This window comes from Onishia niordana, from assembly GCF_004798965.1.
In the GTDB taxonomy this organism is placed as follows: Bacteria; Pseudomonadota; Gammaproteobacteria; order Pseudomonadales; family Halomonadaceae; genus Onishia; species Onishia niordana.
The window spans coordinates 123,821-149,898 of the sequence record NZ_SDSD01000007.1; the positions used below are offsets into that span (position 1 = coordinate 123,821).

At 62.7% G+C, this 26,078-nt stretch carries 25 protein-coding genes; 9 read left to right on the top strand and 16 right to left on the bottom strand.

Annotation, left to right across the window (positions count from 1 at the left end):
• Positions 1 to 24 precede the first annotated feature (24 nt).
• From hemB to ETC27_RS13760, 14 genes are all read right to left on the bottom strand, one after another.
• Positions 25 to 1,029 (bottom strand): porphobilinogen synthase, encoded by a 1,005-nt coding sequence (gene hemB / locus ETC27_RS13695; RefSeq protein ID WP_136255573.1) that lies wholly within the window; start codon positions 1,027 to 1,029, stop codon positions 25 to 27.
• A gap of 269 nt (positions 1,030 to 1,298) precedes the next feature.
• Positions 1,299 to 2,105 carry a twin-arginine translocase subunit TatC gene (gene tatC / locus ETC27_RS13700; protein ID WP_136255574.1) on the bottom strand — a complete coding sequence of 269 codons (807 nt, stop codon included), beginning with the start codon at positions 2,103 to 2,105 and terminating at the stop codon, positions 1,299 to 1,301.
• Positions 2,102 to 2,518, bottom strand: a complete 417-nt coding sequence (gene tatB, locus ETC27_RS13705; RefSeq protein WP_136255575.1) for a Sec-independent protein translocase protein TatB — start codon at positions 2,516 to 2,518, stop codon at positions 2,102 to 2,104. The genes tatC and tatB overlap by 4 nt, the downstream gene beginning before the upstream one ends.
• 6 nt (positions 2,519 to 2,524) lie before the next feature.
• Positions 2,525 to 2,791: a Sec-independent protein translocase subunit TatA gene (gene tatA, locus ETC27_RS13710; protein WP_136255576.1), complete on the bottom strand. Its 267-nt coding sequence runs from the start codon at positions 2,789 to 2,791 to the stop codon at positions 2,525 to 2,527.
• A 30-nt stretch (positions 2,792 to 2,821) separates the two neighbouring features.
• Positions 2,822 to 3,163 carry a phosphoribosyl-ATP diphosphatase gene (locus ETC27_RS13715; RefSeq protein ID WP_136255577.1) on the bottom strand — a complete coding sequence of 114 codons (342 nt, stop codon included), beginning with the start codon at positions 3,161 to 3,163 and terminating at the stop codon, positions 2,822 to 2,824.
• 78 nt (positions 3,164 to 3,241) lie between these two features.
• On the bottom strand, positions 3,242 to 4,861 hold the full coding sequence (gene ubiB / locus ETC27_RS13720; protein ID WP_136255578.1) for a ubiquinone biosynthesis regulatory protein kinase UbiB: 1,620 nt from the start codon (positions 4,859 to 4,861) through the stop codon (positions 3,242 to 3,244).
• Positions 4,858 to 5,508 carry a ubiquinone biosynthesis accessory factor UbiJ gene (locus tag ETC27_RS13725; RefSeq protein WP_136255579.1) on the bottom strand — a complete coding sequence of 217 codons (651 nt, stop codon included), beginning with the start codon at positions 5,506 to 5,508 and terminating at the stop codon, positions 4,858 to 4,860. Before ETC27_RS13725 ends, ubiB begins: the two co-directional genes overlap by 4 nt.
• Positions 5,508 to 6,254, bottom strand: coding sequence for a bifunctional demethylmenaquinone methyltransferase/2-methoxy-6-polyprenyl-1,4-benzoquinol methylase UbiE (gene ubiE, locus ETC27_RS13730; protein WP_205742743.1), 747 nt, complete (start codon positions 6,252 to 6,254; stop codon positions 5,508 to 5,510). Before ubiE ends, ETC27_RS13725 begins: the two co-directional genes overlap by 1 nt.
• A gap of 192 nt (positions 6,255 to 6,446) precedes the next feature.
• Positions 6,447 to 6,830, bottom strand: a complete 384-nt coding sequence (locus ETC27_RS13735; protein ID WP_136255581.1) for a gamma-butyrobetaine hydroxylase family protein — start codon at positions 6,828 to 6,830, stop codon at positions 6,447 to 6,449.
• Between the two features lie 78 nt (positions 6,831 to 6,908).
• A complete protein-coding gene (gene hslU / locus ETC27_RS13740; protein ID WP_136255582.1) occupies positions 6,909 to 8,231 on the bottom strand; it encodes an ATP-dependent protease ATPase subunit HslU in 1,323 nt (440 codons plus the stop codon).
• 3 nt (positions 8,232 to 8,234) lie between these two features.
• The gene (gene hslV, locus ETC27_RS13745) at positions 8,235 to 8,753 is read right to left on the bottom strand and encodes an ATP-dependent protease subunit HslV (RefSeq protein WP_092522988.1); all 519 of its coding nucleotides are present in this window, start codon (positions 8,751 to 8,753) and stop codon (positions 8,235 to 8,237) included.
• A gap of 211 nt (positions 8,754 to 8,964) precedes the next feature.
• Entirely contained in the window at positions 8,965 to 9,666 is a 702-nt protein-coding gene (locus ETC27_RS13750; protein ID WP_136255583.1) for an SPOR domain-containing protein, read from the bottom strand.
• Between the two features lie 3 nt (positions 9,667 to 9,669).
• Positions 9,670 to 11,355, bottom strand: coding sequence for an arginine--tRNA ligase (gene argS / locus ETC27_RS13755; RefSeq protein WP_136255584.1), 1,686 nt, complete (start codon positions 11,353 to 11,355; stop codon positions 9,670 to 9,672).
• Positions 11,356 to 11,534: 179 nt separating this feature from the next.
• A complete protein-coding gene (locus ETC27_RS13760) occupies positions 11,535 to 13,784 on the bottom strand; it encodes a primosomal protein N' (RefSeq protein ID WP_136255585.1) in 2,250 nt (749 codons plus the stop codon).
• A 214-nt stretch (positions 13,785 to 13,998) separates the two neighbouring features.
• Between ETC27_RS13760 and rpmE the strand changes: the two genes are divergently transcribed.
• On the top strand, positions 13,999 to 14,214 hold the full coding sequence (rpmE, locus tag ETC27_RS13765) for a 50S ribosomal protein L31 (protein WP_136255586.1): 216 nt from the start codon (positions 13,999 to 14,001) through the stop codon (positions 14,212 to 14,214).
• A gap of 278 nt (positions 14,215 to 14,492) precedes the next feature.
• Positions 14,493 to 15,761: a malic enzyme-like NAD(P)-binding protein gene (locus ETC27_RS13770; RefSeq protein ID WP_136255587.1), complete on the top strand. Its 1,269-nt coding sequence runs from the start codon at positions 14,493 to 14,495 to the stop codon at positions 15,759 to 15,761.
• Positions 15,762 to 15,844: 83 nt separating this feature from the next.
• Here the strand turns inward: ETC27_RS13770 and ETC27_RS13775 are convergent, their stop codons facing one another.
• Together ETC27_RS13775 and ETC27_RS13780 are read right to left on the bottom strand one after the other, a co-directional pair.
• The gene (locus ETC27_RS13775) at positions 15,845 to 16,573 is read right to left on the bottom strand and encodes a DUF481 domain-containing protein (RefSeq protein WP_136255588.1); all 729 of its coding nucleotides are present in this window, start codon (positions 16,571 to 16,573) and stop codon (positions 15,845 to 15,847) included.
• A 147-nt stretch (positions 16,574 to 16,720) separates the two neighbouring features.
• Positions 16,721 to 19,234: a penicillin-binding protein 1A gene (locus ETC27_RS13780; protein WP_136255589.1), complete on the bottom strand. Its 2,514-nt coding sequence runs from the start codon at positions 19,232 to 19,234 to the stop codon at positions 16,721 to 16,723.
• Positions 19,235 to 19,517: 283 nt separating this feature from the next.
• Here ETC27_RS13780 and pilM point away from each other — a divergent pair, with 283 nt between their 5' ends.
• The 7 genes from pilM to aroB are packed head-to-tail and all read left to right on the top strand — an operon-like array spanning position 19,518 to position 26,070.
• Positions 19,518 to 20,537 carry a type IV pilus assembly protein PilM gene (gene pilM, locus ETC27_RS13785; RefSeq protein WP_240724919.1) on the top strand — a complete coding sequence of 340 codons (1,020 nt, stop codon included), beginning with the start codon at positions 19,518 to 19,520 and terminating at the stop codon, positions 20,535 to 20,537.
• The gene (locus ETC27_RS13790) at positions 20,537 to 21,094 is read left to right on the top strand and encodes a PilN domain-containing protein (RefSeq protein ID WP_136255591.1); all 558 of its coding nucleotides are present in this window, start codon (positions 20,537 to 20,539) and stop codon (positions 21,092 to 21,094) included. The genes pilM and ETC27_RS13790 overlap by 1 nt, the downstream gene beginning before the upstream one ends.
• On the top strand, positions 21,091 to 21,726 hold the full coding sequence (locus tag ETC27_RS13795) for a type IV pilus inner membrane component PilO (RefSeq protein ID WP_136255592.1): 636 nt from the start codon (positions 21,091 to 21,093) through the stop codon (positions 21,724 to 21,726). Before ETC27_RS13790 ends, ETC27_RS13795 begins: the two co-directional genes overlap by 4 nt.
• A complete protein-coding gene (locus ETC27_RS13800) occupies positions 21,723 to 22,283 on the top strand; it encodes a pilus assembly protein PilP (RefSeq protein WP_136255593.1) in 561 nt (186 codons plus the stop codon). The genes ETC27_RS13795 and ETC27_RS13800 overlap by 4 nt, the downstream gene beginning before the upstream one ends.
• A 38-nt stretch (positions 22,284 to 22,321) precedes the next feature.
• Positions 22,322 to 24,382 (top strand): type IV pilus secretin PilQ, encoded by a 2,061-nt coding sequence (locus tag ETC27_RS13805; RefSeq protein WP_168709065.1) that lies wholly within the window; start codon positions 22,322 to 22,324, stop codon positions 24,380 to 24,382.
• On the top strand, positions 24,382 to 24,930 hold the full coding sequence (gene aroK, locus ETC27_RS13810) for a shikimate kinase AroK (protein ID WP_136255594.1): 549 nt from the start codon (positions 24,382 to 24,384) through the stop codon (positions 24,928 to 24,930). Before ETC27_RS13805 ends, aroK begins: the two co-directional genes overlap by 1 nt.
• A 36-nt stretch (positions 24,931 to 24,966) precedes the next feature.
• On the top strand, positions 24,967 to 26,070 hold the full coding sequence (gene aroB, locus ETC27_RS13815; protein ID WP_136255595.1) for a 3-dehydroquinate synthase: 1,104 nt from the start codon (positions 24,967 to 24,969) through the stop codon (positions 26,068 to 26,070).
• The last annotated feature ends 8 nt before the right edge of the window (positions 26,071 to 26,078 follow it).

The window sequence follows — 26,078 nt, forward strand, 5'->3', positions numbered from 1 at the left end:
AGGGCGCTCGAGCCCTTCCGGTGATTAAGTGAGCAGTCTTGCCGCCCGTTTGGCGAAGTAGGTCAGAATGGCGTCGGCGCCGGCGCGTTTGAAGCACATCAGTGACTCAAGGATGACCTGGTCCTCTTCGAGCCAGCCCTTTTCGAAGGCCGCCATGTGCATGGCGTATTCGCCGCTGACCTGGTAGGCATAGGTGGGTACGCGCAGCTCATCCTTGACCCGCCGTACCACGTCCAGATAAGGCATGCCTGGCTTGATCATGACCATATCGGCGCCTTCAGCGAGGTCGAGGGCGACCTCGTGTAGCGCCTCGTCACTGTTGGCGGGGTCCATCTGGTAGCTGGTCTTGTCGGCCTTGCCAAGATTGCTCGCCGACCCCACCGCATCGCGGAAGGGGCCGTAATAACGCGAGGCATACTTGGCGCTGTAGGCCATGATACGGGTGTTATGTAGCTGTTCCTGTTCAAGCACTTTACGGATCTCGCCGATGCGCCCGTCCATCATGTCCGAGGGCGCCACCACGTCGGCGCCCGCTTCGGCATGTGACAGTGCCTGCTTGAGCAGCACTTCGACGGTGCGATCATTCAGCACGTAATCGTTACCATCCAGGATGCCGTCCTGGCCATGGCTCGTGTAGGGGTCAAGCGCGACGTCGGTGATGATGCCAAGCGCCGGGCATGCGGCCTTGAGTTCGCGAACACAGCGTTGCACCAGGCCGTTGGCGTTGTAGGCCTCCTCGGCAAGCTCACTCTTGAGCTCGGTATCGATCACCGGGAATAGCGCCAGCGCCGGAATACCCAGCGCCTCGGCGTCGCGCGCTTCGTTGATCAACAAATCGATCGACAGGCGCTCGACGCCGGGCATCGAGGGCACGGCTTCGCGGCGATTGCTGCCCTCGAGCACGAATACCGGCCAGATCAGATCGGCCGGTGTCAGGGTGTTTTCAGCCATCAGGCGGCGCGAAAAGTCGTCCTTGCGCATGCGACGCAGCCGAGTGCCGGGATACTGGCGAGAAGTGGTGAAGCTCAAGATCTATCTCCAGTCGGGGCCCGCCATTGGCGCCTGATTCCTTGGGTCTCATAGTGACAGGCGATAATGACGGTCAGATGACAGCGGGGGTTGGTGAAGGCAAGCGCCCGTCCATTTCCCTCGAGTATATGCAGTGTGAGTCAGTGTCGGAAGCGTTGGCTTGTCGCACCCGAAAGACGCCAGTGTCACCTTCAGGGGAATACCTGCGGATAATGCAAAAACCCCGCGGGAGCGGGGTTTTTCATGATGAACGGCCTCGCGATGATGCCTCAGGCGTCGTCATCCGCCGGGCGTGGCGTGCGCTTGACCAAGCGTCCGAACAAGATGCCGACCTCGTAAAGCAGATACATCGGTACGGCAAGCAGGCTCTGGGAGATCACATCCGGCGGGGTCATCAACATGCCGACCACGAAGCAGCCTAGTACCACATAGGGGCGCTTCTTCGAGAGGCTTTCCACCGTGGTGGCGCCGGAAAAGATCATCAGGAAGGTGGCGATGGGAATCTCGAAGGCGATGCCGAAGGCGAAGAACAGCTTGAGCACGAAGTTCAGGTACTGGTTGATGTCGGTCATCACCGCGACATCGGCAGGCCCCGTCTGGGTGAAGAACTCGAACAGCAGCGGAAAGACCACGTAGTAGGCAAAGGCTGCGCCGCCATAAAAGAGCGCTACGCTCGACGCCAGGAGTGGCACGGCGAGGCGTTTCTCGTTGTCGTAGAGGCCTGGCGCGATGAAGGCCCAGGCCTGATGCAGCACGAAGGGCACGGCGATGAATACCGCCACCACCAGGGTCAGCTTGAAGGGCGCCAGAAAGGGCGATGCGACCTCGGTGGCGATCATCTGCGAGCCTTCCGGCAGCAGCGCCATCAAGGGTTGCGCGACGAAGGTGTAAATGTCGTTGGAGAAGGCGTACAGCGACAGGAAGATGGCAAGGATCACAACCACCGCACGCACCAAGCGCGAGCGAAGCTCGATCAGATGCTCGATGAGAGGCGCCTGGCGGGTATCATGGCCGCTGTTCTGATTGTCTTGGGGCTGACCTTGTGTGGGTTCCTGCGGGTCGGGAGTGGCGCTCATCGGGGATGTTGATCCTTGTCGCTTGTCGCGGACGCCTCGTGCTGAGCCTCTGGTGTGGCCGAAGCCTCTTCACGCCGCTTGGCCAGTGCATCGTCCAGGCGAGCCTGGTCGTCAGCCTGCTGAGGGCTGGCCTTGTCTTGTGTGGCAGTGTCAGCGTCGCCGTAGCGCTCGACGCCTTGCTTGGCCTTCTGAAGGCTGGCATCGAGCTTTTTCTGCTGTTCGTCGAGCTTCTGACGCAACTCCTCAGCCTCGAGCTGCGCGGAGATATCCCGCTGCATGCCCGAGACCGTGCGCTTGATCTTGCCGATCCACAGCCCGACCGTGCGCGCTGCCTTGGGCAGACGCTCAGGACCAAGCACCAACAGGCCGACCACACCGATGATCAGCAGTTCGAGGAAACCGATATCGAACATGGGCGGTTACTTGCGCTCTTCCGATTCCTGCTTCTTGGTCTCGGCTTCGACGTCGTAGGTCTTGCCGGTCTCGTCGTGGGCGACTCGCTGCTGGGTCGCGTCGTCTTCCTGCTTCTCGTCTTCGGTCTTCTCGCCATCATTCATGGCTTTCTTGAACCCTTTTACGGCGCCCCCCAGATCGCCACCGACGTTACGCAATTTCTTGGTACCAAAAACCAAGATGATAATGCCGAGCACGATCAAGAGTTGCCAGATACTGATGCCACCTAACATGGAGTCTCTCCCTTCAATGGGCCCTGGGGCCTATGCATCCGTTGAGCGGGCCGCCTTCTCGTCCAGCCCGGAAATCCCGAAGCGACGTGCCAGTTCATTAAGCACGTCCTGATGGTCGATCCCGAGATGCGACAGCATCACAAGGCTATGAAACCACAGGTCGGCGGTTTCGGCGACTACTGCCGCGCGGTTCTCGTCTGAGCCATTAGCCGCATCCTTGGCGGCAAGCAGCGTCTCGGTGGCTTCTTCGCCAACCTTTTCGAGAATCTTGTTGAGCCCCTTGTCATGTAGCGACGCCACATAGCTGGTGTCGGGATCCGCCTCGCGGCGCTGATCGAGCACCTCGGCGAGCTGGTTAAGAATATCGCTCATCGATGACATTCCTGAGTCGGTGGGTCGAAAAAGGCGGTGATTCAGTCGCTTGTGATGTGGCCTTGTGGAAAGGCATGGTCATTGCCAGGCAAGTAGTAGCACACCCAGGCCTGCGGCCACCAGCACCGGCCAGGGCTGCTCACCGGCCCAGCCGAGCAGTGGCTGCCAGGCCAACGCCACGCCCACCAGGAGCGCGCCGAGGCGCAGGCGCCGCGCGCCGCGGGCTGAGGCAACGACATGCTGGCGCAGGGTCGAGATCGACTCGCTCTGACGATGGCGCTGCTTGTGTTCCGCCTCGACCCGGGATAGCGCCTGGTGGGCGAGCACCGGTAGCTCGGGCAGCTGGCGCGACAGCTCGGGCGCCTGGCGCTGAAGCGACTCCCAGAGTCCGCGGGGACCGGCGCGCTCCTTCATCCAGCGTTCCAGATAGGGCTTGGCGGTGTGCCACAGGTCAAGATCCGGGTAGAGCTGGCGGCCCAGGCCTTCGATATTCAAAAGGGTCTTCTGCAGCAGCACCAGCTGGGGCTGGACCTCCATGTTGAAGCGTCTGGCGGTCTGGAAGAGCCCCAGCAGCACCTGGCCGAAGGAGATGTCCTTGAGCGGCTTCTCGAGGATCGGCTCACACACCGAGCGAATCGCCGAGGCGAACTCGTTGGCGCGGGTGCCTTCCCCAACCCAGCCGGATTCGATATGCAGGGCCGCCACTTCATAGTAGTCCTGATGGAAGAAAGCCAGCAGGTTGCGAGCCAAATAGTCCTGATCCTCTCGGGTCAGGCTGCCGACGATGCCGCAATCGATGGCGATGTACTGCGGATCATTCGGCTTGCCGTGGGCAACGAAGATGTTGCCCGGGTGCATGTCGGCATGGAAGAAGTTGTCGCGGAATACCTGGGTGAAGAAGATTTCCACACCGCGTTCGGCGAGCTTCTTGAGATCGGTGCCCTGTGCCACGAGGGCTTCCATGTCGGCGACGGGAATGCCATGGATGCGTTCTTGGACCATCACGCTGCGCCGGGTCAGTGGCCAGTGGATCGTCGGCACATAGAGCAGCGGCGAGCCCTTGAAGTTGCGCTTGAGCTGGGAGGTGTTGGCGGCCTCCCGATGCAGGTTTAGCTCGTCGAAGAGCGTGGACTCATAGTCGGCGACCACCTCGCGGGGGCGCAGTCGCCGGGCCTCGGGAATCTTTGCCAGCACGCGTGCCACCCCGTAGAGCAGCGCCATGTCCTGGCGCATCACCCGGTCGATACCCGGGCGAATGATCTTGACGACGACCTCCTGGCCATCGTGCAGCCGAGCGGCGTGTACCTGGGCAATCGAGGCCGAGGCGAGCGGCGTGGTATCGAAGTGCGCAAAGGCCTCGTCGATCGAGCACTCGAGTTCTTCCTCGACCAGCGCCACCGCCTGATCGCCGGGAAAGGGCGGTACCTGGTCCTGAAGACGCTTGAGCTCGTCGGCGATATCTGGGGGCAGCAGGTCGCGGCGGGTCGAGAGCATCTGGCCGAATTTGACGAAGATCGGTCCCAGTGCTTCCAGTGCCAGGCGTAGCCGCTCCGCACGCTCGCCACGCGCCGGAATCAGGCGCAGCGGTGAGAGGGCGAGTAGCATTCGAAGTGGCCAGGGCAGACGCGCCTTGGGTATCAGGGTGTCGAGGCGGTAGCGGGTGACGACCCAGGCGATCCGTGCCAGGCGCAGGCTCATGAACGGGGCTCCTCGGAGGCCTCATCAGGCAGGCGTCGCGCCTCGAAGCGTCGCTTGAGACGCTCCAGTCGCGCCTCGAGGCGGTCACTTGCAATCTCGAGTTCGGTGAGCTGATCGCGCATCACGTTAAGCTGCTGACGTCCGGGCAGCAGGCGCGCTTCCTCGAAGACGTATTCGCCGATATCGGCAGTCAGCTCCTGGCGGGTGCGCAAGCCCCAGCGTGCCAGGCGGCGCAGGCCCTCGGCCAGGCTGTTGGCCGGCATGTCACCGAGCCAGTGAGCGAGCTCACCCTCCCAGTCGAAGTCGAGATCGAGCAGCAGGTCGCGCGCCTGTTCTAGCACCTGAGCGCGTCCGCGCACTGCGAGGCGACCACGAAACATCAGGCGTTCGCCGGACTCGCCACCAATCAGTTCGCCCAGTGCCTCGCTGTCGGCCTCGACAATCACGTCGACATCTTCATCGGCGAGGCCTTCTCCCCGGCAGAGCGACAGGCCGTGGGCGTCGAAGCTCACCAGCAGGGTGTAGGCAGGCCGTTCCAGACGCACCAGCAGGCGTGATCCATCGAGGGCCGCCAGCCGGGCCGGAGCGGCCGGGTCCCGGGCGAGCAAGGCATTGAGCGTGCGTTCGAAACCAGCGAGTACCATCATTAGAGCTTGATGCCCCGGTGCAGGGCCACGATACCGCCCGTCAGGTTGGTGTACTCGACCCGCTCGAGTCCGGCGGCTTCCATCATGCCCTTGAGGGTCTCCTGGTCCGGGTGCATGCGAATCGACTCGGCCAGGTAGCGGTAGCTGTCGGCGTCGCCGGCCACCCACTGGCCCATTTTGGGTAGCAGGTGGAAGGAGTAGTCGTCGTAGGCCCTGGACAGCAAGGGGTTGTCGGGCTTTGAGAATTCCAGCACCAGCAGACGGCCGCCGGGCTTGAGCACCCGCGCCATCGAGCGCAGCGCGGCATCCTTGTCGGTGACGTTGCGCAGGCCGAAGGCGATGGTGATGCAGTCGAAGCTGTTATCCGGGAAGGGCAGGCACTCGGCGTTGGCCTGCACGTACTCGACGTTGCCACCCACACCATGGTCGAGCAGCTTGTCACGGCCGACGCGCAGCATGGATTCGTTGATGTCGGCAAGGATGACCTGGCCACGCGGCCCTACCTGGCGCGAGAACTTCAGCGTCAGATCACCAGTGCCACCGGCGATGTCGAGGACGCGTTGGCCGGATCGTACGCCCGCTCGCTCCAGTGTCAGACGCTTCCAGATCCGATGGACGCCGAACGACATCAGGTCATTCATCACGTCATAGCGCGCCGCCACTGAGTGAAAGACGTCGGCGACGCGTGACGCTTTTTCGTCGACCGGGACTTCCTGATAGCCGAAGTGTGTGGTGCGCTTATCCATGGGCATCCCTATCAGTCAGAGCATCAGACCGTGCAGCAGGGGGTGCAGCACGTGAAAAAAGGGCCGGCCCGGGGCCGGCGATGGCGCCATTGTAGCGTCACCGCGATGGCCTTGTCTTTGTCGTCACGAGCTTGACCCGTTATCGGTAAGTCCGGCGGGGGCTATCCAGGTGCCGGCCAAGCGAGGGTCGCTTCAGAGCTCCTTGAACTGGATGCTCTTGGGTTGCCGGGACTCGCCGGCCGCCTCGAGGCGTGCGAGGTAGTCTGCCCAGTTGATGTCGGCATTGGTCGCGAGGGCATACAGGTAGTCCCAGCTGAAGAGGCCGCTGTCATGGCCGTCATCGAAAGTAAGCTTCAGGGCGTAGCGGCCTGACGGGGTGATGTTGGCAAGGCCTACGTCCTTCTTGCCGACCTGCAATACGGCGGTGTCAGGGCCGTGGCCTCGCACCTCGGCAGAGGGCGAGAAAACGCGTAGATACTCGATCGATAGGCGGTAGGTCGAACCGTCCGGGTAGCTAAGTTCCAGCTCGCGAGCAGACTTGTGATAGTGGACGTTTGAGGGGATCGGGACGCTCATGGCGGCCTCCTGCAGGGATACAGAGAACTAGCTGGCCGTGGCCCGCCGCAAGGGCGTGGCGACGGCCAGCGTGCCAGATCAGAGGATGTAGCGCGACAGGTCTTCGTCCATGGCCAGTTCACCGAGCTGGGAATCGACGTAGGCGGCGTCGATGGTCAGCGGACTGTCCATGTCGCCACCCTTGAAGGAGGCATCCTCGAGCAGGCGCTCCATCACGGTGTGCAGGCGGCGCGCCCCGATGTTCTCGGTGCCCTCGTTGACCTTCCAGGCGATCTCGGCGATGCGCGTGATGCCCTCTTCGGTGAAGGTGATCTCGAGCCCTTCGGTGGCCATCAGCGCATGATACTGCTTGGTCAGAGCGGCAGACGGCTCGGTGAGGATGCGCTTGAAGTCGTCAGGCGAGAGTGCATTGAGCTCGACCCGGATCGGCAGACGGCCCTGAAGCTCCGGAATCAGGTCCGACGGCTTGGCCAAGTGGAAGGCACCCGAGGCAATGAACAGGATGTGGTCGGTCTTGACCATGCCGTGCTTGGTCGAGACCGTCGAGCCCTCGATCAATGGCAGCAAATCGCGCTGCACGCCCTCGCGGGACACTTCCCCACCACTGCTCTGCTGGCCCTTGACGACCTTGTCGATCTCGTCCAAGAAGACGATGCCGTGCTGTTCCACTGCTTCGATGGCGCGGCTCTTGATGTCTTCCTCGTTGACCAGTTTGGCGGCTTCCTCGTCGCGCAGCAGCTTCCAGGCATCCTTGACGGCGACCCGCTGGGTCTCGGTCTTCTGTTTGCCCATGCTGGAGAACATGTTCTGCAGCTGGCTGGCCATTTCTTCCATGCCCGGCGGGGTGTTGAAGTCCATGCCGCCGCTCTGGGGCGTGATCTCGATGTCGATTTCCTTGTCATCGAGCTGGCCTTCGCGCAGCTTCTTGCGGAACACCTGGCGGGTCGAGGAGTCGTCCCGACCGCTGTCGTATTCACTGCCCCGCGGACGCGGCAGCAGCGCGTCGAGGATGCGTTCCTCGGCGGCATCGTCGGCCTTGTGGCTAACTTCTTCCTTGGCGTGCTCGCGGACCATCTTGATCGCCGCTTCTGTCAGATCACGCACGATCGACTCGACGTCGCGGCCCACATAGCCGACCTCGGTGAACTTGGTGGCCTCGACCTTGAGGAAGGGGGCGCGCGCCAGCTTGGCCAGGCGACGGGCGATCTCGGTCTTGCCCACGCCGGTCGGCCCGATCATCAGGATGTTCTTGGGCGTGACCTCATGGCGCAGCTCGTCGTTGAGCTGCATGCGGCGCCAGCGGTTGCGCAGCGCCACGGCCACGGCACGCTTGGCGTCCTGCTGGCCGATGATGAACTGGTCGAGGGCGTGAACGATCTCGCGGGGGGTCATCTGGGTCATGGCTCAGAGCTCTTCCAGCGTGATGTGGTGATTGGTGAAGACGCAGATGTCGCCGGCGATCTCCAGGGACTTCTCGGTGATGTCACGGGCCGACAGCTCGGTGTTCTCGAGCAGTGCACGCGCCGAGGACAAGGCATAGTTGCCGCCCGAGCCGATGGCGATGATGCCACGTTCGGGCTCCACGACGTCGCCGTTGCCGGTGATGATCAGCGAGGCATTCTTGTCGGCCACTGCCAGCAGCGCTTCGAGCCGGCGCAGGGCACGGTCGGTGCGCCATTCCTTGGCGAGTTCCACGGCGGCCTTGGTCAGGTGGCCCTGGTATTTCTCCAGCTGGGCTTCAAAGCGCTCGAACAGGGTGAAGGCGTCGGCGGTGCCGCCCGCGAAACCGGCCAGTACCTGGCCGCGATAGAGGCGACGCACCTTGCTGGCGTTGCCTTTCATGACGGTGTTGCCCAGTGAGACCTGGCCATCACCGGCCAGGGCGACATGGTCGCCGCGGCGCACGGATACGATCGTGGTCATGGAGATGAACTCCGTAATGGGAGTAATGACACTCCCGGTGACTTGGGCGTCCGGGATGCGGTAAGCGGTCGGACGGACGCCATGAAAGCTGTCGTTGGTAACGTGAAGGAAAGGTGTGGGCGGGGGGGGATGAATTCAACCTTCGCAAGGCGGCAGCAGGCGTTGACCCGCCACCGCCGTCACGATGGCGGTGGCTTCCCGGCGCAAAAGATCAGTTCTGAAGACGGATGGTCAGCGGTTCGATGCCCTGAGTGATCATCAAGTCCTGAGCACGGTTGAGTTCCCGAGGGTCTCCATAGGGGCCCACCTGGACACGGTGCCAGGTGGCGCCGTCACCGGTCTGGACCTTGCTGATGTTGGCCATCAGCCCGAAGTCGCTCAGTCGCCCGGCCAGCCGCTGAGCATCAGCCGGTTCACGAAACGAGGCCGCCTGCAGAATGTAGCGCTCGTCGTCGGCGATTTCGGTGGGTTGGCGATTCTCGGCCGGCTGCGACTGCTGGCGGGCGATCTGCTCGGCGATCGGGTCCTTGGCAGGCGCGGCGGCTTCGCCCTGTGATTGACCACTGGGTGCGATGACCTCGGACTCCGGCAGCAGCGTGTAGAACTCGAAGGTTGGCATGCGTTGCTCGCTTTCCCCGGATGCCTCGCTACCCGAGTCGCGTTCTTGCTGGTCAGCCGATGAGGCGGACTGTTCGGTCGCCGGGCGGCTGAATACCTTGGCAAGCGGCGCCGGTGCAGAGTCCTGCAGATACTGGGAGAGGAAGAAGCCGGCCACCAGGCCACCGAGCCCCCATAGCCAGCCGGGCACGCGAGGAGCGGGGCGCTTGGCCGGGGCGGCGCGCTTGCGGGTCGTGGCACCCTTGCGATTGGCAGCGGGCTTTGCGTCGGTCTTGGCGGCTTGGCGTGCGGCCATGGCTTACATCTCCTCGGGTGCGCTGACGCCCAGCAGGTCGAGACCGTTGCGGATTACCTGGCGGGTCGCGATGCCCAACGCCAGGCGCGCGTTGCGCTGGGCATCGTCGTCGACCATTACCTTCACGGCGTTGTAGCAGGTGTGAAAGTCGCCGGCCAAGTCCTGAAGGTACTGGGCAACCTGCTGTGGCTCGCGGTTGCCGGCGGCGATACGTACTACCTCCGGGTAGCGGGCCAGGCGATTCATTAGCGCCTTCTCCTGATCCGCTTCAAGCAGGGCCAGGCTGTCGAGCGCCAGGTCATGCTGGAAGTCGCGGTCGTCGGCGGCGGCCTTGCGCAGCACGCTGCATACCCGGGCGTGAGCATACTGGATGTAATAGACCGGGTTGTCATTGGACTGCGAACGGGCCAGGTCGATATCGAAGGTCAGCTGGGAGTCGGCGCGCCGCGCGGCCAGGAAGTAGCGGGTGGCGTCGCGGCCAACTTCTTCGATCAGGTCGCGCAGGGTCACATAGCTGCCGGCCCGCTTGGAGAGCTTGACCTCGACGCCCGAGCGGGTCACCAGCACCATCTGGTGCAGCACGTAGTCCGGCCAGCCTTGGGGAATGCCGGTCTCGAGGGCCTGCAGACCGGCGCGTACCCGGGTCACCGTGGAGTGGTGGTCGGCGCCTTGCTCGTTGATCACCTGGGTGAAGCCGCGCTGCCACTTGTCGAGGTGGTAGGCGACGTCAGGCAGGAAGTAGGTGTAGCCGCCGTCCTGCTTGCGCATTACCCGGTCCTTGTCATCACCGAAGTCGGTGGTGCGCAGCCACAGGGCGTTGTCTTGCTCATAGGTGTGACCGCCCTCGATCAGCGTCTTGACGGTGGCCTCGACCTTAGCGTCCTCATACAGCGAGGATTCCAGGAAGTAGACGTCGAAGGCGACGCCGAAGGCCTTGAGGTCCAGGTCCTGCTCGCGGCGCAGATAGGCCACCGCGAAGTCGCGGATGGCATCGAGATCGTCCGGATCGGCGGCGCCGGTGACGTGGCGATCATCGGCATGCACGATGTCGCCGGCCAGGTAGCTCTGGGCGACGTCGCGAATGTAGTCGCCGCGGTAGCCGTCTTCCGGCCAGTTCGGATCATCCGGGGTCAGCCCCTTGGCGCGAGACTGCACCGAGCGGGCCAGGTTGCTGATCTGGGCGCCGGCATCGTTGTAGTAAAACTCGCGGGTGACATCGAAACCCGTCGCTTCCAGCAGGCGGCAGAGGCTGTCGCCGATGGCGGCGCCACGGCCATGGCCGACGTGCAGCGGGCCAGTCGGGTTGGCGGAGACGAACTCGACCTGCACCTTTTCGCCCTGGCCATCCAGGCTGCGGCCATAGGTGTCGCCGGTCTCGAGGATGGTTGTCACCACCTGCGCGAGGGCGTCGGTGGCGGCGAAAAAGTTGATGAAGCCGGGGCCGGCGATCTCGATCTTGCTGATCGCAGGCGAGCTCGGTAGCGCCGCGACCAGCGCATCAGCAAGCTCACGGGGTTTCTTGCCCGCGGGCTTGGCCAGCGCAAGCGCCAGGTTAGTGGCGAAGTCGCCGTGCGCCTTGTCCTTGGTGGGGTCGACCTTGATGGTTGGGGCGAGGTCCTGGGGCAGTTCGCCCTGCTGCTGAAGGGCGCTCAGCGCCTCTTCGAGCAGTGCAATGATGGTGTCTTTCATGAAAGCTCTGATGTCCTGTGGCCTGGCCCGGCAGGCGTGAATGACGGCGATGAGGCGCGCCGCCGGCCGGCGTGAAAGCGTCGCTCTACCTAACGTGATGGCGCATTATCGGCCATGGCGGCCCGGCTTTAAACCCTGGCGATGCGCCCCGCCATAAAGGCCCGCATCGCATAGAGGGCTCAGGCCAGGGTCTGGGGGTCGATGTCCAGCGACCAGCGTACCCGGCGCGCATCGCGACAGGCCTCGAGCCAGGCGATCAGCCAGGCGCTGGCCTCGTGCAGCTGGCTGCGCTGAGCCGCGGAGAGCAACAGCTGTACATGATAGCGGTTCTGACGACGCTCCATGGGCGCCGGCACCGGGCCCAGGCAGGTGACAGCATGGCCTTGGGCTGTCAGCCATTCGCGAAGTGCAGCGCCGGCTTCCTTGGCAAGCCCCATGGCGTCGGCCTCACGGGTGCTTTCGAAGCGTGCCAGGGCGAGGAAGCGGAAGGGCGGCAGGGCCGCGCCGCGACGCTCCTCGAGCAGGGCCTCGGCCAGGGCGTCGTAGCCGCGCTCGGCGAGCAGGCGTAGATGGGGGTCATCGCTGTGCAGGGTTTGCACCAGCACGCGACCCGGGTGGGCGGCTCGACCGGCGCGGCCCGCCACTTGGGTCAGTAGCTGTGCCGAGTGTTCAAGGGCGCGAAAGTCGCTGGCATAGAGGCCGGCATCGGCATTGACGACCACCACCAGGGTGACGTGGGGCAGGTGGTGGCCCTTGGCGAGCATCTGGGTGCCCACCAGCAGGCTCGGTTCGCCGCGCTTGATCTCGGCGAGCACCTCGCCGAAGGCGTCCTTGCGCCGCGTGCTGTCGCGGTCGATGCGATGTACCGGCACCTCCGGGAAGAGCGCGGCCAGGCTCTCCTCGGCCCGTTCGGTGCCGGCGCCTAGCGGGCGCAGGTCACCGCTTGCGCACTCCGGGCAGGCGTGGGGCAGCGGTTGCTGTCGCTCGCAGTGATGGCAGGCCAGTAGCGAGGGTTGGCGATGCAGGGTCATGCGGGCATCGCAGGAATCGCATTCGGCGAGCCAGCCACAGCTGTGGCAAGCCAGTGTGGGAGCGAAGCCACGACGGTTGATGAACACCAGTACCTGATGGCCGGCATTGAGGGTCTGGCGGATGGCGTCGATCGCCGCGGGGATCAGACCGCCTTGGCGGGGCCGTCCGCGCAGGTCGATCAGTTCGAGCCTGGCCGGTGGGTGACGACTGGCTCGCTGGGTCAGGCGCAGATGGGCGTAGCGACCGCTCTTGGCCTGGGCCAGGCTCTCGAGTGCCGGGGTGGCACTGCCTAACACCACCGGAATGCCATGATAGTGAGCACGCGCCACGGCCAGGTCGCGGGCGTGGTAGCGCAGCCCTTCCTGCTGTTTGAGCGAGCCGTCGTGTTCCTCGTCGACGATGATTACCCCGGCGCTGGCCAGGGGCGTGAAAATGGCGGAGCGCGTGCCGATGACGATCGGGGCGCGTCCGCTCATGGCGGCAAGCCAGGCATCCAGGCGTTCATGATCGGTGAGGCCTGAGTGCAGGGCGACCACCGGAACCCTGAAGCGGCGACGAAAGCGCTCGAGTGTCTGGGGGGTGAGGCCGATCTCGGGCACGAGGATCAGGGCCTGGCGGCCACGCTGGATGACCGCCTCGATCAGTTGTAGATAAACCTCGGTCTTGCCGCTGCCGGTGACGCCATGTAGCAGGCAGGGGTGAAAGCGCTCGAGGCCTTCATGCAGTGTCGATAGGGCGGCGGCCTGTTCGCGGTTGAGTGTGAGTGCCGGCTCGGCCAGTAGCGTCGCTGGGCGCGGTGGCTCGCTTGCCACGCGTGGTTCTTCCAGGCATTCGACAAGCCCCTTGTCATGCAGGGCCTGTAGCTGGGCACGACTGAACTGCTGAGCGGTAACAGCGGCGGTGGGCAAGCCGCGGGGGTGTTGGCGCAGGAGCTCCAGCAACTCGGCCTGGCGGCGTGCGCGACCCAGGTCGGCGGCCTGGCTCATTTGGCCTCGTTCGTTGAGCCGCCAGCGCTCCAGGGTGCGGGCTTCAAGCGGCCGTCCCTGGCGCAGCAGCACGGGCAGTGCCTGGTGCAGGGTGTCGCCGAGGGGGTGCTGGTAGTAGCGGGCCGTGAAGCGGGTGAGCCACAGCCAGTCGTCCGGAAGCGGACTGGCATCCAGGCAGGCTTCGATGGGCTTGAGACGCTCGAGCGCCATCTCGCTGCTGTCGCGGCATTCGATGATGATACCCACGACCGAGCGCCGGCCCAGCGCGACCTGGACGCGCAGACCGGGCCGCCAGCCACCAGGCGGTGTCTCCGGGCCGGGTAAATAGTCGAACAGACGGCGCATGGGCGTGGGGACGGCAATACCCAGCACGCGAGGCGTTGAGGGTAGCGGCGAAGCACTGTCGGACAATTGGCCTCCAAGATCGGGTCTGCTATAATGCCGGCCCTCCGCGGCCTCACTCGCGTTGGCGGGCTACCCTCTGTTGTGGGGTTTCCAGCGCATCCAAGTGAGTCGTCGGATTCCGGTTCGTTGGCGTGGCCATGTTGGCTGCGGGCGATCATAACCCGTATGCGGTGCCTGGCAGTCGATCAGGTGGCGGCATACCGCTTAATGAGGCTTCAAGATGAAACAAGGTATCCATCCGAATTACAAGAAGGTCACCGCTACTTGCAGCTGTGGCGCGACCTTCGACGTAGGCACCACGTCAAACCAGGAATTTTACCTGGACGTCTGCTCGCAGTGTCACCCGTTCTACACCGGCAAGCAGAAGCAGGCGACCACCGGTGGCCGCGTCGAGCGCTTCAACAAGCGTTTCGGTGCTGCCGTCAAGCGCGGCTAAGCGCTTACGTCACCAAGCCGACGATCTTCTATCGCCGGCGAGGCAAGAGTCCGTTGCGGGTTATCCGCGGCGGACTTTTTTGTGGGCGATCGCCTGGCAAGGCTTGAGAATAAGCTAGGCGTTATAGATGAGCGGCTGGGTATAAAGATCAGTAAATAGATGGCTTTAGTGCCAAACGCGCAATAAAAAGTGGAAAAATAGGCCAACTTGGTCTGCGTTGTAGGGTCGGGTGTTTTTCTATATTCTTGCGCCACTTCAATGACATCAATGGACGTGACATGACCGATCCGAAGCAAGCGGCACTGGATTACCACTCCCATCCGACTCCCGGCAAGCTGTCCATCGAGCTGACCAAGCCGACCACCACGGCAAAACACCTGGCGTTGGCGTATAGCCCGGGCGTGGCGGAACCCTGTCGTGAAATCGCCAAAGAGCCTGAAAATGCCTATCTGTATACCGGTAAGGGTAATCTGGTGGCGGTGGTCTCGGATGGCTCGGCCGTTCTGGGCCTGGGTAACCTGGGGCCGCTTGCCAGTAAGCCGGTGATGGAAGGCAAGGGGGTGTTGTTCAAGAAGTTTGCCGGTATCAATTCGGTGGATATCGAGGTCGATGCCGAAAGTCCTCAGGCCTTCATCGATACCGTGGCGCGCATTGCCGATACCTGGGGGGGGATCAACCTCGAAGACATCAAGGCGCCCGAGTGCTTCGAGATTGAGCGGGTGCTGGTGGAGCGCTGCAGCATCCCGGTCTTTCATGATGATCAGCACGGTACGGCCATCGTGACTGCCGCGGGCATGCTCAATGCTCTTGATATCGCCGGCAAGACGCTGGACAACGCTCGCATCGTTTGCCTGGGCGCCGGCGCGGCGGCTATTGCCTGCATGAAGCTGCTGGTGGCCTGCGGCGCGCGGGCGGAGAATATTTTCATGCTCGATCGCAAGGGCGTGATCCACAGTGGTCGCGAGGACCTCAATCAGTACAAGGCGATGTTCGCGAACGAGACCGAGCGACGCACGCTGGATGATGCCATCGACGGCGCCGATGTGTTTGTGGGGCTGTCTGGCCCCAACCTGCTGACGCCCGAGCAGCTCAAGACCATGGCGCCCAATCCGGTGGTCTTCGCTTGCTCCAACCCGGATCCGGAAATCCATCCCGAAGTCGCCAAGGCGGCTCGCGAGGACGTGATCATTGCTACCGGGCGCTCGGATTTCCCGAATCAGGTCAATAACGTGCTCGGCTTCCCGTTCATCTTCCGCGGTGCTCTCGATGTGCGTGCCACCGGTATCAATGAGGAGATGAAGGTGGCGGCGGTCCACGCTCTCAAGGATCTGGCCCGAGAGCCTGTCACCGATGAGGTGCTCAAGGCCTACGATATCGAGCATCTGGAATTCGGGCGTGGTTACATCATTCCCACGCCGCTGGATTCGCGCTTGCTGGATCGCGTGTCTTCAGCGGTCGCGCAAGCCGCAGTCGACACCGGTGTGGCGCGCAAGCCCTACCCGGCACACTATCCGCTGACCAGCGTGGACGGTGTCTACGGCGACTGATGCTGCAGGGGTTCTCATGTTCGCGAAACGCCGGCCCTTGGGTCGGCGTTTTGCGTTTGGGGGAGGTCGCAAGAAGTGAGTGGTTACCAGCTTAGCTGCAGCGAAGCGGTGGTGGTGGTATCGGTGCTCGCAGCGGCGCTGTCGGGCGGCTGGGAGTTGTGTTTGATCTCGTGAGACAGGCGCAGTGCCAGACGAGAGGTGAGGTTGCTGGTGATCGCGCTCAATGAGCGCACCGTCGTGTTATCGCCGGTCGCTTCCATTGACAGCTGTTGTTGAAAGTAGCCGGTATCGGAGAGTGTGAAGCGATAGTCAGTAGCAGCGTAGGCCACGGCCAGCTGCTGGCTAGACTGATCCTGGACGCGATCGTTGCGGTAGCCCGGGCCGGCCTCCAGCGATAGCTGCTGGCGCGAGTCGTCGAGCAGTTGGCGTCCATAGCCGCCGATGGCAGTGAGCTGGCGGTCGTAGCCGCTATCGCGCTCTTGCTCCCAGCGCGTGAAGCCGAATAGGTAGTGTGGTCCGCTCAGGTCCTTGCGCTCGCGCCAGGAGGCCAAGTAATGCTCATCCTCGGTTTCTTCGTCCTCGCTGACGGTTCGAGCTTCCAGGCGCAGCGTATGCAGCCAGTCGCCGGTCAACCAGGTCAGGCGCGTCTTGGCGATCAGTGTCTGGCTGTTGGTGTTGCCGCTCAGACGGGTATAGCCCAGTTCGGCATCGCCGCTGAACGTCGGCGTGTCCGGCTTGGCCTTCGGTGGTGCATAGAAGGGATAGGCCAGCGCAGAGCTGCTTGCGAGAATGCATGCCAAGGTGGCGGCCATCAATGTCAGGCGCCTTTGCGAGGTGGCGCGAGACGAACGGCGGTGCCGGCAATAGCGTTGGCCGGCGAGGTATGGCCGGCCATGGAGAAGCGTGTGCAACATCATGGTGCTCAATGCCCGGGGCGTTAAGCCCCGGGTCGGGTTAGATCAGAAAATGGCGTCGAAAGAGCCTGTGCCCTGAGAGCCGCTCTGGGATTCCAGCTCCTGGTCAATGCTACGCGGGGCCAGCGATGGCAGCTGGCCGGCCACGAACATTTCCTGAATACCGCCAGGCTGGTCGTCGCGAAGTCGCTGTCCGGTTTTGGGATCGATCCGCGCGGTGACGATGTCATCCGGGCGTTCAGGTTGCGTCTCGGCATGGCCATCAAGGGCTTGGCCCATGAAGTCCATCCAGATGGGGAGAGCAGCCTGACCGCCGTATTCGGCGACGGTGTCGTAGTCATCCTTGCCGACCCACACGGTGGTTACCAGCTCGTCATTGAAACCGGCGAACCAGGCGTCGCGGCGGTCGTTGGTGGTGCCGGTCTTGCCGACGATGTCGCCGCGGTTGAGCGACAGGGCGCGGCGCCCGGTGCCATGCTCGATGACGTCGCGCAGCATGCTGCGCAGCAGGTAGACGGAGGTCGCGTCGGCGGCGCGCTCGGCCAGCGGATAACGCTTGCCGTCGCGCTCGACTCGCTCGGCATCCGGGGCGCAGTTGCGGCAGGCAAGCCTGGGTTCGGCTTCTTCAATGACCTCGCCATCTCGGGAGAGTGTCTTGATGAACCAGGGGGAAACCTCGAAGCCGCCATTGGCCAGAGTTGAGTAGGCGTTGGTCATGGTCAGCGGCGTCAGGCTGGCGCTGCCCAGTGCCAGTGCCAGGCCGTTGGGCAACTGGTCCTTAACGAAGCCGAAGCCGGTCAGGAAGTCGATGGTGCGGTCGAGTCCCATGGTGCGCAGGATGCGGATGGTCACCAGGTTTCGAGACTGTGCCAATGCCTCGCGTAGCCGTGTAGGGCCCCGGAACTCTCCGCCGGAGTTGGCCGGCCGCCACAGGCCTTCACTGGATTCCATCACCACCGGTGCATCGTTGATCACCGTCGCTGGCGTCATGCCACCTTCCTGGAGAGCGGCCAGGTAGATGAATGGCTTGAAGGTCGAACCCGGTTGGCGTTTGGCCTGGGTGGAGCGGTTGAACTTGCTGGCGGCAAAGCTGAAGCCACCCTGCAGGGCCAGCACGGCGCCGCTGTCGGGATCCTGGACGATGATCGAGCCTTCGGCGGCGGGGCGCTGGGAAAGGCGCCAGCTGCCATCGTCCTGCTCGAGGATGCGTACCAGTGAGCCCCGCTCGGCGATATCATCGGCCGAGTTCGGTGGCTGGCCACGACTGTAGGGGCTCAGGTAGGGATCGGCCCATTCGAGGCCGCTCCAGGGCAGGGTGATAGCCTTGCCATCGCTGCTCAAGACGCGCATTTCGCGCCCCTCGCTTTCCACCACAATGGCAGGCTCGAGTGGGCCATACGCGGGAGTGCGTTCGAGCACTCGCAGCCAGTTGCTGACGTCGCCATCGATACCGCTGATCTGGGTCTGGCTGCGCTCGGCCGCCTGGCGAGCCGTCTCACGCACCTCTGACTCGGCCAGCTCTTCTTCGAGGCCGCTACGCTGTGTGCGCTCCTGAGCTTCGACAAGGCTAGCCGGGATGTCGGTTTCTTCGGCGCCACGCCAGCCGTGGCGAGTGTCGTATTCGATCAGGCCCTGGGTCAGGGCCTGCCGGGCCATCGGCTGCAACCGGCTATCGAGCGTTGTGGTGACCTTGTATCCCCCGGTGTAGGCGTCGTCATAGCGGTCAACGACGAACTGACGAGCCATCTCGGCCACGTAGTCGGCCTCGACCTCGAGCTTGGTGGCGAAGCGACGCGCGGTGATCGGTGCCTGCACCGCCGCATCATAGCGTTCGGCATCAATGTGACCCAGCTCGCGCATGCGATAGAGGATCCAGTTGCGGCGGATCAGCGAGCGCTCCGGATTGGCCAGCGGATTGAAGTTCGAGGGCGCCTTGGGCAGTCCGGCGATCATCGCCGTCTGCGCCAGGCTCAGTTCGGCAAGAGGTTTGCCGTAATAGGTCTCGGCGGCGGCGCCGATGCCGTAGGAGCGGTGGCCCAGGAAGATCTTGTTGACGTAAAGCGTGAGGATGTCTTCCTTGCTCAGCAGCTGTTCCATCTGCAGAGCCAGCAGTATCTCGCGGATCTTGCGCGTAAAGGTACGGTCAAGCGTCAGCAGATAGTTACGGGCGACCTGCATGGTGATGGTGCTGCCGCCGGATTGAATGTCACCACCGCTTGCCACCAGTTCGGTAGCGGCGCGCAGCAGGCCCTTGGGGTCAACGCCAGGGTGCTCGAAGAAGCTGGCATCCTCGGCGGACAACAGGGCGTCGATCATGTCCTTGGGGATCTCATCGAAGCTGACCGGCTGGCGTCGTTCCTCACCAAACTCGCCGATGAGTTTGTCGTCGCGTGTATAGATACGCAGCGGTGTCTGCAGCTCGAAATCCTGCAGTTGGCGCACGTCGGGTAAGCCCGGGGCGAAATACAGGGCGGAGCCGACCAGGGCCAGGACTCCGGATACGCCAAGGGATAGCGTGATCCATATCGCCGAAGAGGCAAGCGTTTTGAATAACTTCATGAAAATGTAGGACTCATGATGAACGGTGGCTGGGCGATGGTGCTGAGAGCGACACTCCGTGGAGGGCTGTATTATAGGAACCCGAGCGTCAGGTCACCAGCGTTGAAGGGCTCATGCGGTGGCCAAAGTGTGAGCATTCGCAAAATCCTGTAGGCTGCGCGATATGAGCTTTTAACCTTAATGCAGCGTAGTCAGCTAATGTTTAAGTGTGACAGCAACCTAGGCTTGAGTTGGGGGTGAGGCCTTGAAAAGGCTAAGGAAGTCCGGGAAAGGGTTGATTGGAGTGGATATTTCCTCTGCAACCGTCAAGCTGATCGAGCTCAAACCCGTTCGAGGTCAGCACCGGGTGGAAAGTTATGCCGTGCGCCCGCTACGCGAAGGCACCGTTGTCGAGCGACGCATTCGCGACATGGGAGCCGTCGCTGATGCGTTGCAGCGCGCCGTCGTGCAGGCGCAGCCTAACACGCGAGAAGCCTGCGTTGCCGTACCTTCGAGTGCGGTCATCACCAAGCCCCTGATCCTGCCGGCCTCTCTCAATGATGATGAGATCGAGGCGCGAATCGAACTCGAGTCAGACAAGCATATTCCCTTTCCGTTCAGTGAAGTTTCCTTCGACTTTCAGCGCCTGGGTGTCAATGAGCGCTACCGGGACCAGCAGGACGTGCTGTTGGTCGCCTGCCGTAACCGAGAGATCAGTCAGCTGACCGAAGCGTTGCTTCAGGCTGGCCTGACGCCTGCGGCGGTTGATGTTGAAACCTTCGCCATGGAACGCGCCTTCGATGAGCTTCTTCAGCAGACAGGAGGAGGTGGCAATGAAGAAGGCGTGGCGCTGGTCGATATCGGGGCCAATATGAACGCTTTCCACGTACTCAAGGGCGGACGCATCGTTTACAGCCGCGATACGGTGTTTGGCGGCCGCCGTCTGACCGATGAAATTGCCAGTCGTTATGAGCTCACGGTAGAGGAGGCAGGCCTTGCCAAGAAGCGTGGCGGGCTGCCTGAGGATTACGCGGGCAATGTGTTGATGCCCTTTATCGAGACCCTGGTTCAGCAGATCGAACGCTCCCTGCAGCTCTATTATACCGCAGGGCGCAAGGATAAGGTGCATCGCCTGATGCTTGCCGGCGGCTCCAGCGTCATACCCGGGCTCAAGGAGCGTCTTGCCGAGCAAACCGGCATGGAGGTGCTGAACGCCAATCCGTTCCGGCGCATGCAGGTCAACCCGCGAATCAACGCCCAGACGCTTGCCAATGATGCACCGGCGATGCTGACCGCTTGCGGGCTTGCCATGAGGGTGCGCTGATGATGATCGAGATCAACCTGCTGCCCTGGCGTCAGGCGCAACGCGAGCGTCGCAGCAAGCGCTTCAAGCTGGCGCTTGGCCTGATGGCGGTACTGGGCCTGGGGGGAGGGTACGCGATGAGCTTTTACTATGATCATCAGCTCGCCGTCCAGCAGCAGCGCAATGATCACATAGAAGCCGCGTCCAAGGCATTGGAACGTGATATTCAGGGGATTCAGGATTACAAGGCCACGCGGGAAACCATCGTGGCCAAGATAGATGTCTTCGCCCGACTTCAGCGGGGGCGCGCGCAAACGGTACGTGTTGCCAACGCCCTCAGTGCCAGCCTCCAGGAAGGGGTTTACTACACACGCCTTTCGCGGACAGGTCAGAGGCTGAGCCTGGATGGGGTGGCCGATGACAACTATCAGGTCTCTGATCAACTACGAGCCCTGGAGGCGACGTCGGTGCTGGGAGTGCCGGAGTTGTCGCAAGTCGAGGGCGATGGTCAGGGGGATCGGCGTTTTTCCCTTAGCGTCGACCAGCACTTGCCCGCCGCCCTGGAGGAGAGCCAATGAGCCTGTCGGTCGAATGGCGCCGCCTTCGTGAACTGGATTGGCGCGAGCTCGATATTAAAGAGGCAGGCACTTGGCCCTGGTCATTGCAGGTCGCCTGCTGTCTATTGGTGCTGGGTGTGACCTGTGCTGCTATGGATTGGTATCTGGCGACACCCAAGATCGAAGCCTTGGATAAAGCACGCACTGAGGAGGCGCAGCTGCTAAGTGATTATCGTCGCAAGGCCGCACAAGCGGCAAGGTTGCCGGTTATTCGCGAACAAGTGGCCGACCTTGAGGCGCGCCTCGATAGTCTGCTGGAAATGCTGCCCAGCGGAGCCGAGATCCCTGCATTGATCGACGATATCAGCAGGATCGCGGTAGAGCATCAGCTTTCCATCGAGACCATTCGTCTGCGCTCGCCGGTGGCGCAGGAGCATTACATCGAGCGCCCCTTTGATATTCGTGTGCGTGGTGATTATCACCGTATCGCGGCTTTTCTTGCCGGCGTCTCGGCGCTGCCGCGCATCGTGACCCAGCACGATTTCAGTCTGGTGCCGGTCGAGGGAAGCGATCAGTTGGAGCTTGCATTGTTGGCACGCACTTACAGCTATTCACCGAGCGCAAGAGCCGACGGCGAAGAGGCAACGCCATGAGTCGCCGGTTAGTTGTACTGTCATGGACACGCTTGGCGTTGTTGGGTCTATCGCTGATGCTGATAGGCTGCAGTGAGCCTGATCTTGCTGAACTTGATCGTAAACTTGAAGGGTCGCGGGTTGATCCCAGTGGCGTCGAGCTGGCGCCGGTTCCAGAGCTGCCTCACTACGAGATTGTGTCCTACCATCAGGCGAATCAGCGTAGCCCCTTCCAGGCGCGTCTGTCGGCACCGGAAACAGTGCCGGAAGGCTCTGCCGATTTGGCCCCGGATAGGGACCGGCCTCGCGGCCCACTAGAGGCCTATCCTCTGGAGCAACTCACCCTGGTGGGGACATTGCGTGTCGGCAACCGGCCCTCGGCCTTGGTGCGTGATCCTGATGGCGAGGTTCACCGGCTGACCAGTGGTGACTACCTGGGCACGGATTATGGACGCATCGTCAGTATCACCGAGCGCTCTGTGCAGCTCGTCGAGGTGGTGAATAATGGGCGCGGTGGATGGACCGAACGGACGCGTCAGTTGACGCTGGATGACGCCATAAAGAAACAGGCCAGCTGAAGAAAGACTGTGCCACGCAGGTAACAAGGGAAGCGACGATGCAAATCATGATGCGCGTGCTGCTGGCGCTGGGACTGGTTGTTGGACTGCCGGCAACGGCGTTGGGCGCCTCGGCACTGACAGGACTTGAGGTTAGCCAAAGCAGTGCCGGCGAGCTTGAAGTAGACATGCGCTTCGATGGCGAGGTGCCCGAGGTGCGTGGCTATCGGCTCGATTCGCCTCCCAGGCTCAGTATCGACCTGGTTGATACGTCCAATGGCCTGGCTGAGCGTCGCCGTGAGATTAGTCTGGCGGGCGTCGAGCGCCTGATCACGCTCGAGGCGGGCTCGCGTACGCGCCTGGTGTTTGATCTCGAGTCACCGATGGCTTATCGCACCCGTCAGCAAGGGGGTCGTCTCAAGCTGGTGATCGGTGGCGATGCCCCTCAGTCACAGGCGTCAACTGCACCCCGCGCATCGTCGTCATCGCCTTCCGTGTCGACAGACGCAAGCGCCGAGCCACGGATAGCCGGGTTCGATTTCCAGCGCAGCGGTGACGGCGGTGGTCGTCTGGTGGTCAACTTCAATCGCGCCGGCGTCGCTTCTCAGGTGCGCGAATCCGGTAACAGCATCATCGCCGAGCTTCCCGATGTGCGTCTGCCTCAGAATCAGGACCAGGTGCTCGACGTCACCGACTTTGGCACCCCGATCACGCGTATCGTGCCGAGTCGCGTGGCCAACGGGGTGCGCTTGAACATCGAGACCCGAGACAACTATTCAATGTTCTCGACCCTGCAGGGGCGTCAATTGATTGTCGAGGCGCACCCAGTCACGCCAGACCAGCAGGACGATCGCGAAGCGGGTCGTGAAAGCTTTAACGGAGAGCGCATCAACCTGAACTTTCAGGACATCGAAGTGCGTGCCGTACTGTCCATCATCTCCGATGTCAGCGGTCTCAACCTGGTGGCAAGTGATAGCGTCAGCGGCCGAGTGACCCTGAATCTCGATGATGTGCCCTGGGACCAGGCCCTGGATCTGGTGCTGCAGAGTCACGGGCTCGCCAGTCGTCGTGAGGGAAATGTCATCGTGGTGGCGCCGGCCAGCGAACTTGCCAATATCGAGCGCCAGGAGATCGAGGCTCGCGAGCAAATGCAGGTGCTGGCGCCGCTCACTACCGAGTATGTGCAGGTCAAGTACGCCAAGGCCTCGGACCTGGCGCAGCTGTTGCGTGGCGCCGAGGGCTTCGGCCTTCTGACCGAAAGGGGGCGCGTCAGCGTTGATGCGCGTACCAACACCCTGTTGATTCAGGATACCGCCGCCCAGATACGCGAGATCCTGCGCACCGTCGAGAAGCTGGACGTGGCCGTGCGCCAAGTGCAGATCGAGGCGCGCATCGTTATCGCCCGAGATGGTGTGACCCAGGAGCTGGGGGTTAATTGGGGGGCGTCGTCGGCTGACAACATCAATGGTGTGCTGGGCAATGGCAGCAGCGCCAACCTGAGTGGTGCCTCCGATGGTATTGCCAGCAACGGTGGCCTGGCTGTCGATATGGGCAGTGCCAATACCGCCGCGACCAGCTTCTCTTTCGGTTACCTGTCCGGCGACGTGCTACTTGATCTCGAGCTTAATGCCCTGGAGACCGAGAACAAGAGCCAGACCATCTCCCAGCCGCGAGTGATCACCGCCAACCAGCGGACCGCCGTCATCAAGCAGGGCCAGGAGATCCCCTATCAGGAGGCGACCTCCAGCGGCGCGACCAACATCGAGTTCAAGGAAGCGGTGCTGTCGCTTGAGGTTACCCCGCAGATTACCCCGGATAACCGGGTGATCATGGACCTAGCCATCAACAACGATACTGTTTCCGACCAGAGCTTTGGTGGCGCGCCGGCCATCGATACCAATCAGATCGAGACGCAGGTGCTGGTCGACAACGGGGAAACGGTGGTACTGGGTGGGATCCTTACCACAGAAGAGCTGCGCAGCCTCTCGAAAACGCCGTTTTTCGGCGACCTTCCGGTGCTTGGCCACCTCTTCCGCTATACCCAAGAGGAGAACGAGAAGGTAGAGTTGCTGGTATTCATTACCCCCAGGATTCTCGAAGACAGGCTGGCCCTTCGCTGATGCAGGACGATCTTCCCAATCTCTTTCTTATCGGCCCCATGGGGGCCGGTAAAAGCACGATCGGCCGCTTGTTGGCGGCCGAACTAGGCCGTGAGTTCTTCGACAGCGACCATGAGATACAGGCGCGATGCGGCGCCGATATCCCCTGGATCTTCGATGTCGAGGGCGAAGCGGGGTTTCGCGAGCGTGAACAACAGGTGATCGGTGAGCTGACACGGTGTCCCAGGGTGGTCATGGCCACCGGCGGTGGCGCTGTGATGCGTGAAGCCAATCGTCGTGCGCTTCGCGAGCGCGGCACTGTGATCTATCTCTACACCACCGTCGAGCAGCAGCTAAAGCGCACCGCTCGTGACCGCAATCGGCCGTTGTTGCAGCGAGACGATCGTGAGGAGGTATTGCGTACGCTGTTTACCCGTCGCGATCCGCTGTATCGGGCGACGGCTGACCTGGTGGTGCGCACCGACCGTCGTGGCCCAAAAGCGGTGGTGGGAGAGATCGTGCGCCGGGTGGCACGCCAGCTTGATCCGCTGATGTCCTGCAAGGCCTGATCGCAAACTGCCACGATTTCCCAACGAGTCTTCTTCATGCCCCAGTCTGCTGCTATCCGCACCCTGAGCGTAGCGCTCGATGAGCGCAGTTATCCGATTCATATCGGCCCCGGCCTGCTCGGTCGCCCCGGTGCCGTCACACCCTATCTGGCCGGACGTCAGGTCATGATCGTCACCAATGAGACGATCGCGCCGCTCTATCTCGAGGCCTTCAAGCGGGGACTTCCCGAAGATCTTGAGGTCGGCGAGGTGATACTGCCTGACGGTGAACATACCAAGACGCTGGAGTCGGTGTCGCTTATCTGGGATGCCCTGCTGGCCGCGGGTTTTAATCGTCGCTGCACCCTTATCGCTCTGGGAGGCGGGGTAGTGGGCGACATGACCGGATACGCGGCGGCCTGCTATCAGCGAGGTGTCGCCTTCATTCAGGTGCCGACAACCCTGTTGTCTCAGGTCGATTCCTCGGTGGGTGGCAAAACGGGAGTGAACCATCCCCGCGGCAAGAACATGATCGGCGCCTTCTGGCAGCCAAAGGCCGTGCTCATTGATACCGATACGCTTGCCACTCTGCCGTCTCGGGAGCTCTCGGCGGGGCTCGCCGAGGTCATCAAGTACGGGCTGATACGCGACCTCGATTTTCTTGTCTGGCTCGAAGCACAGATGGATGCGCTGCGCGGAGTGGATGGAGAAACGCTGCGCGAGGCGATCTATCGAAGCTGTGCCATCAAGGCCGAGGTGGTTGCTGCTGACGAGACCGAGCAAGGCGCTCGGGCGCTGTTGAACCTGGGGCATACCTTCGGGCATGCCATCGAGGCGCACCAGGGTTATGGCAGCTGGCTTCATGGCGAAGCGGTGGGCACTGGCATGTTGATGGCAGCCGAACTATCGAAGCGCCTGGGGTGGCTGAGCGAGGCCGAGGTGGCCCGCGTGGCGGCGGTAATTGCTGCCGCTGGCCTGCCGCTGGCGGCGCCGGCGGACATGGAGGTGGATGACTTTCTGGCCGTGATGCGCCTGGACAAGAAAAATATCGATGCTCGGCTACGCCTGGTGTTGTTGAGAAGTCTGGGTGGTGCCTGTCTGCATGATTCTACGCCCCCCGAGACGCTCGCCGCCCTGCTGGCGGACTTTCCCCGTCGCTGAGGCAAGCC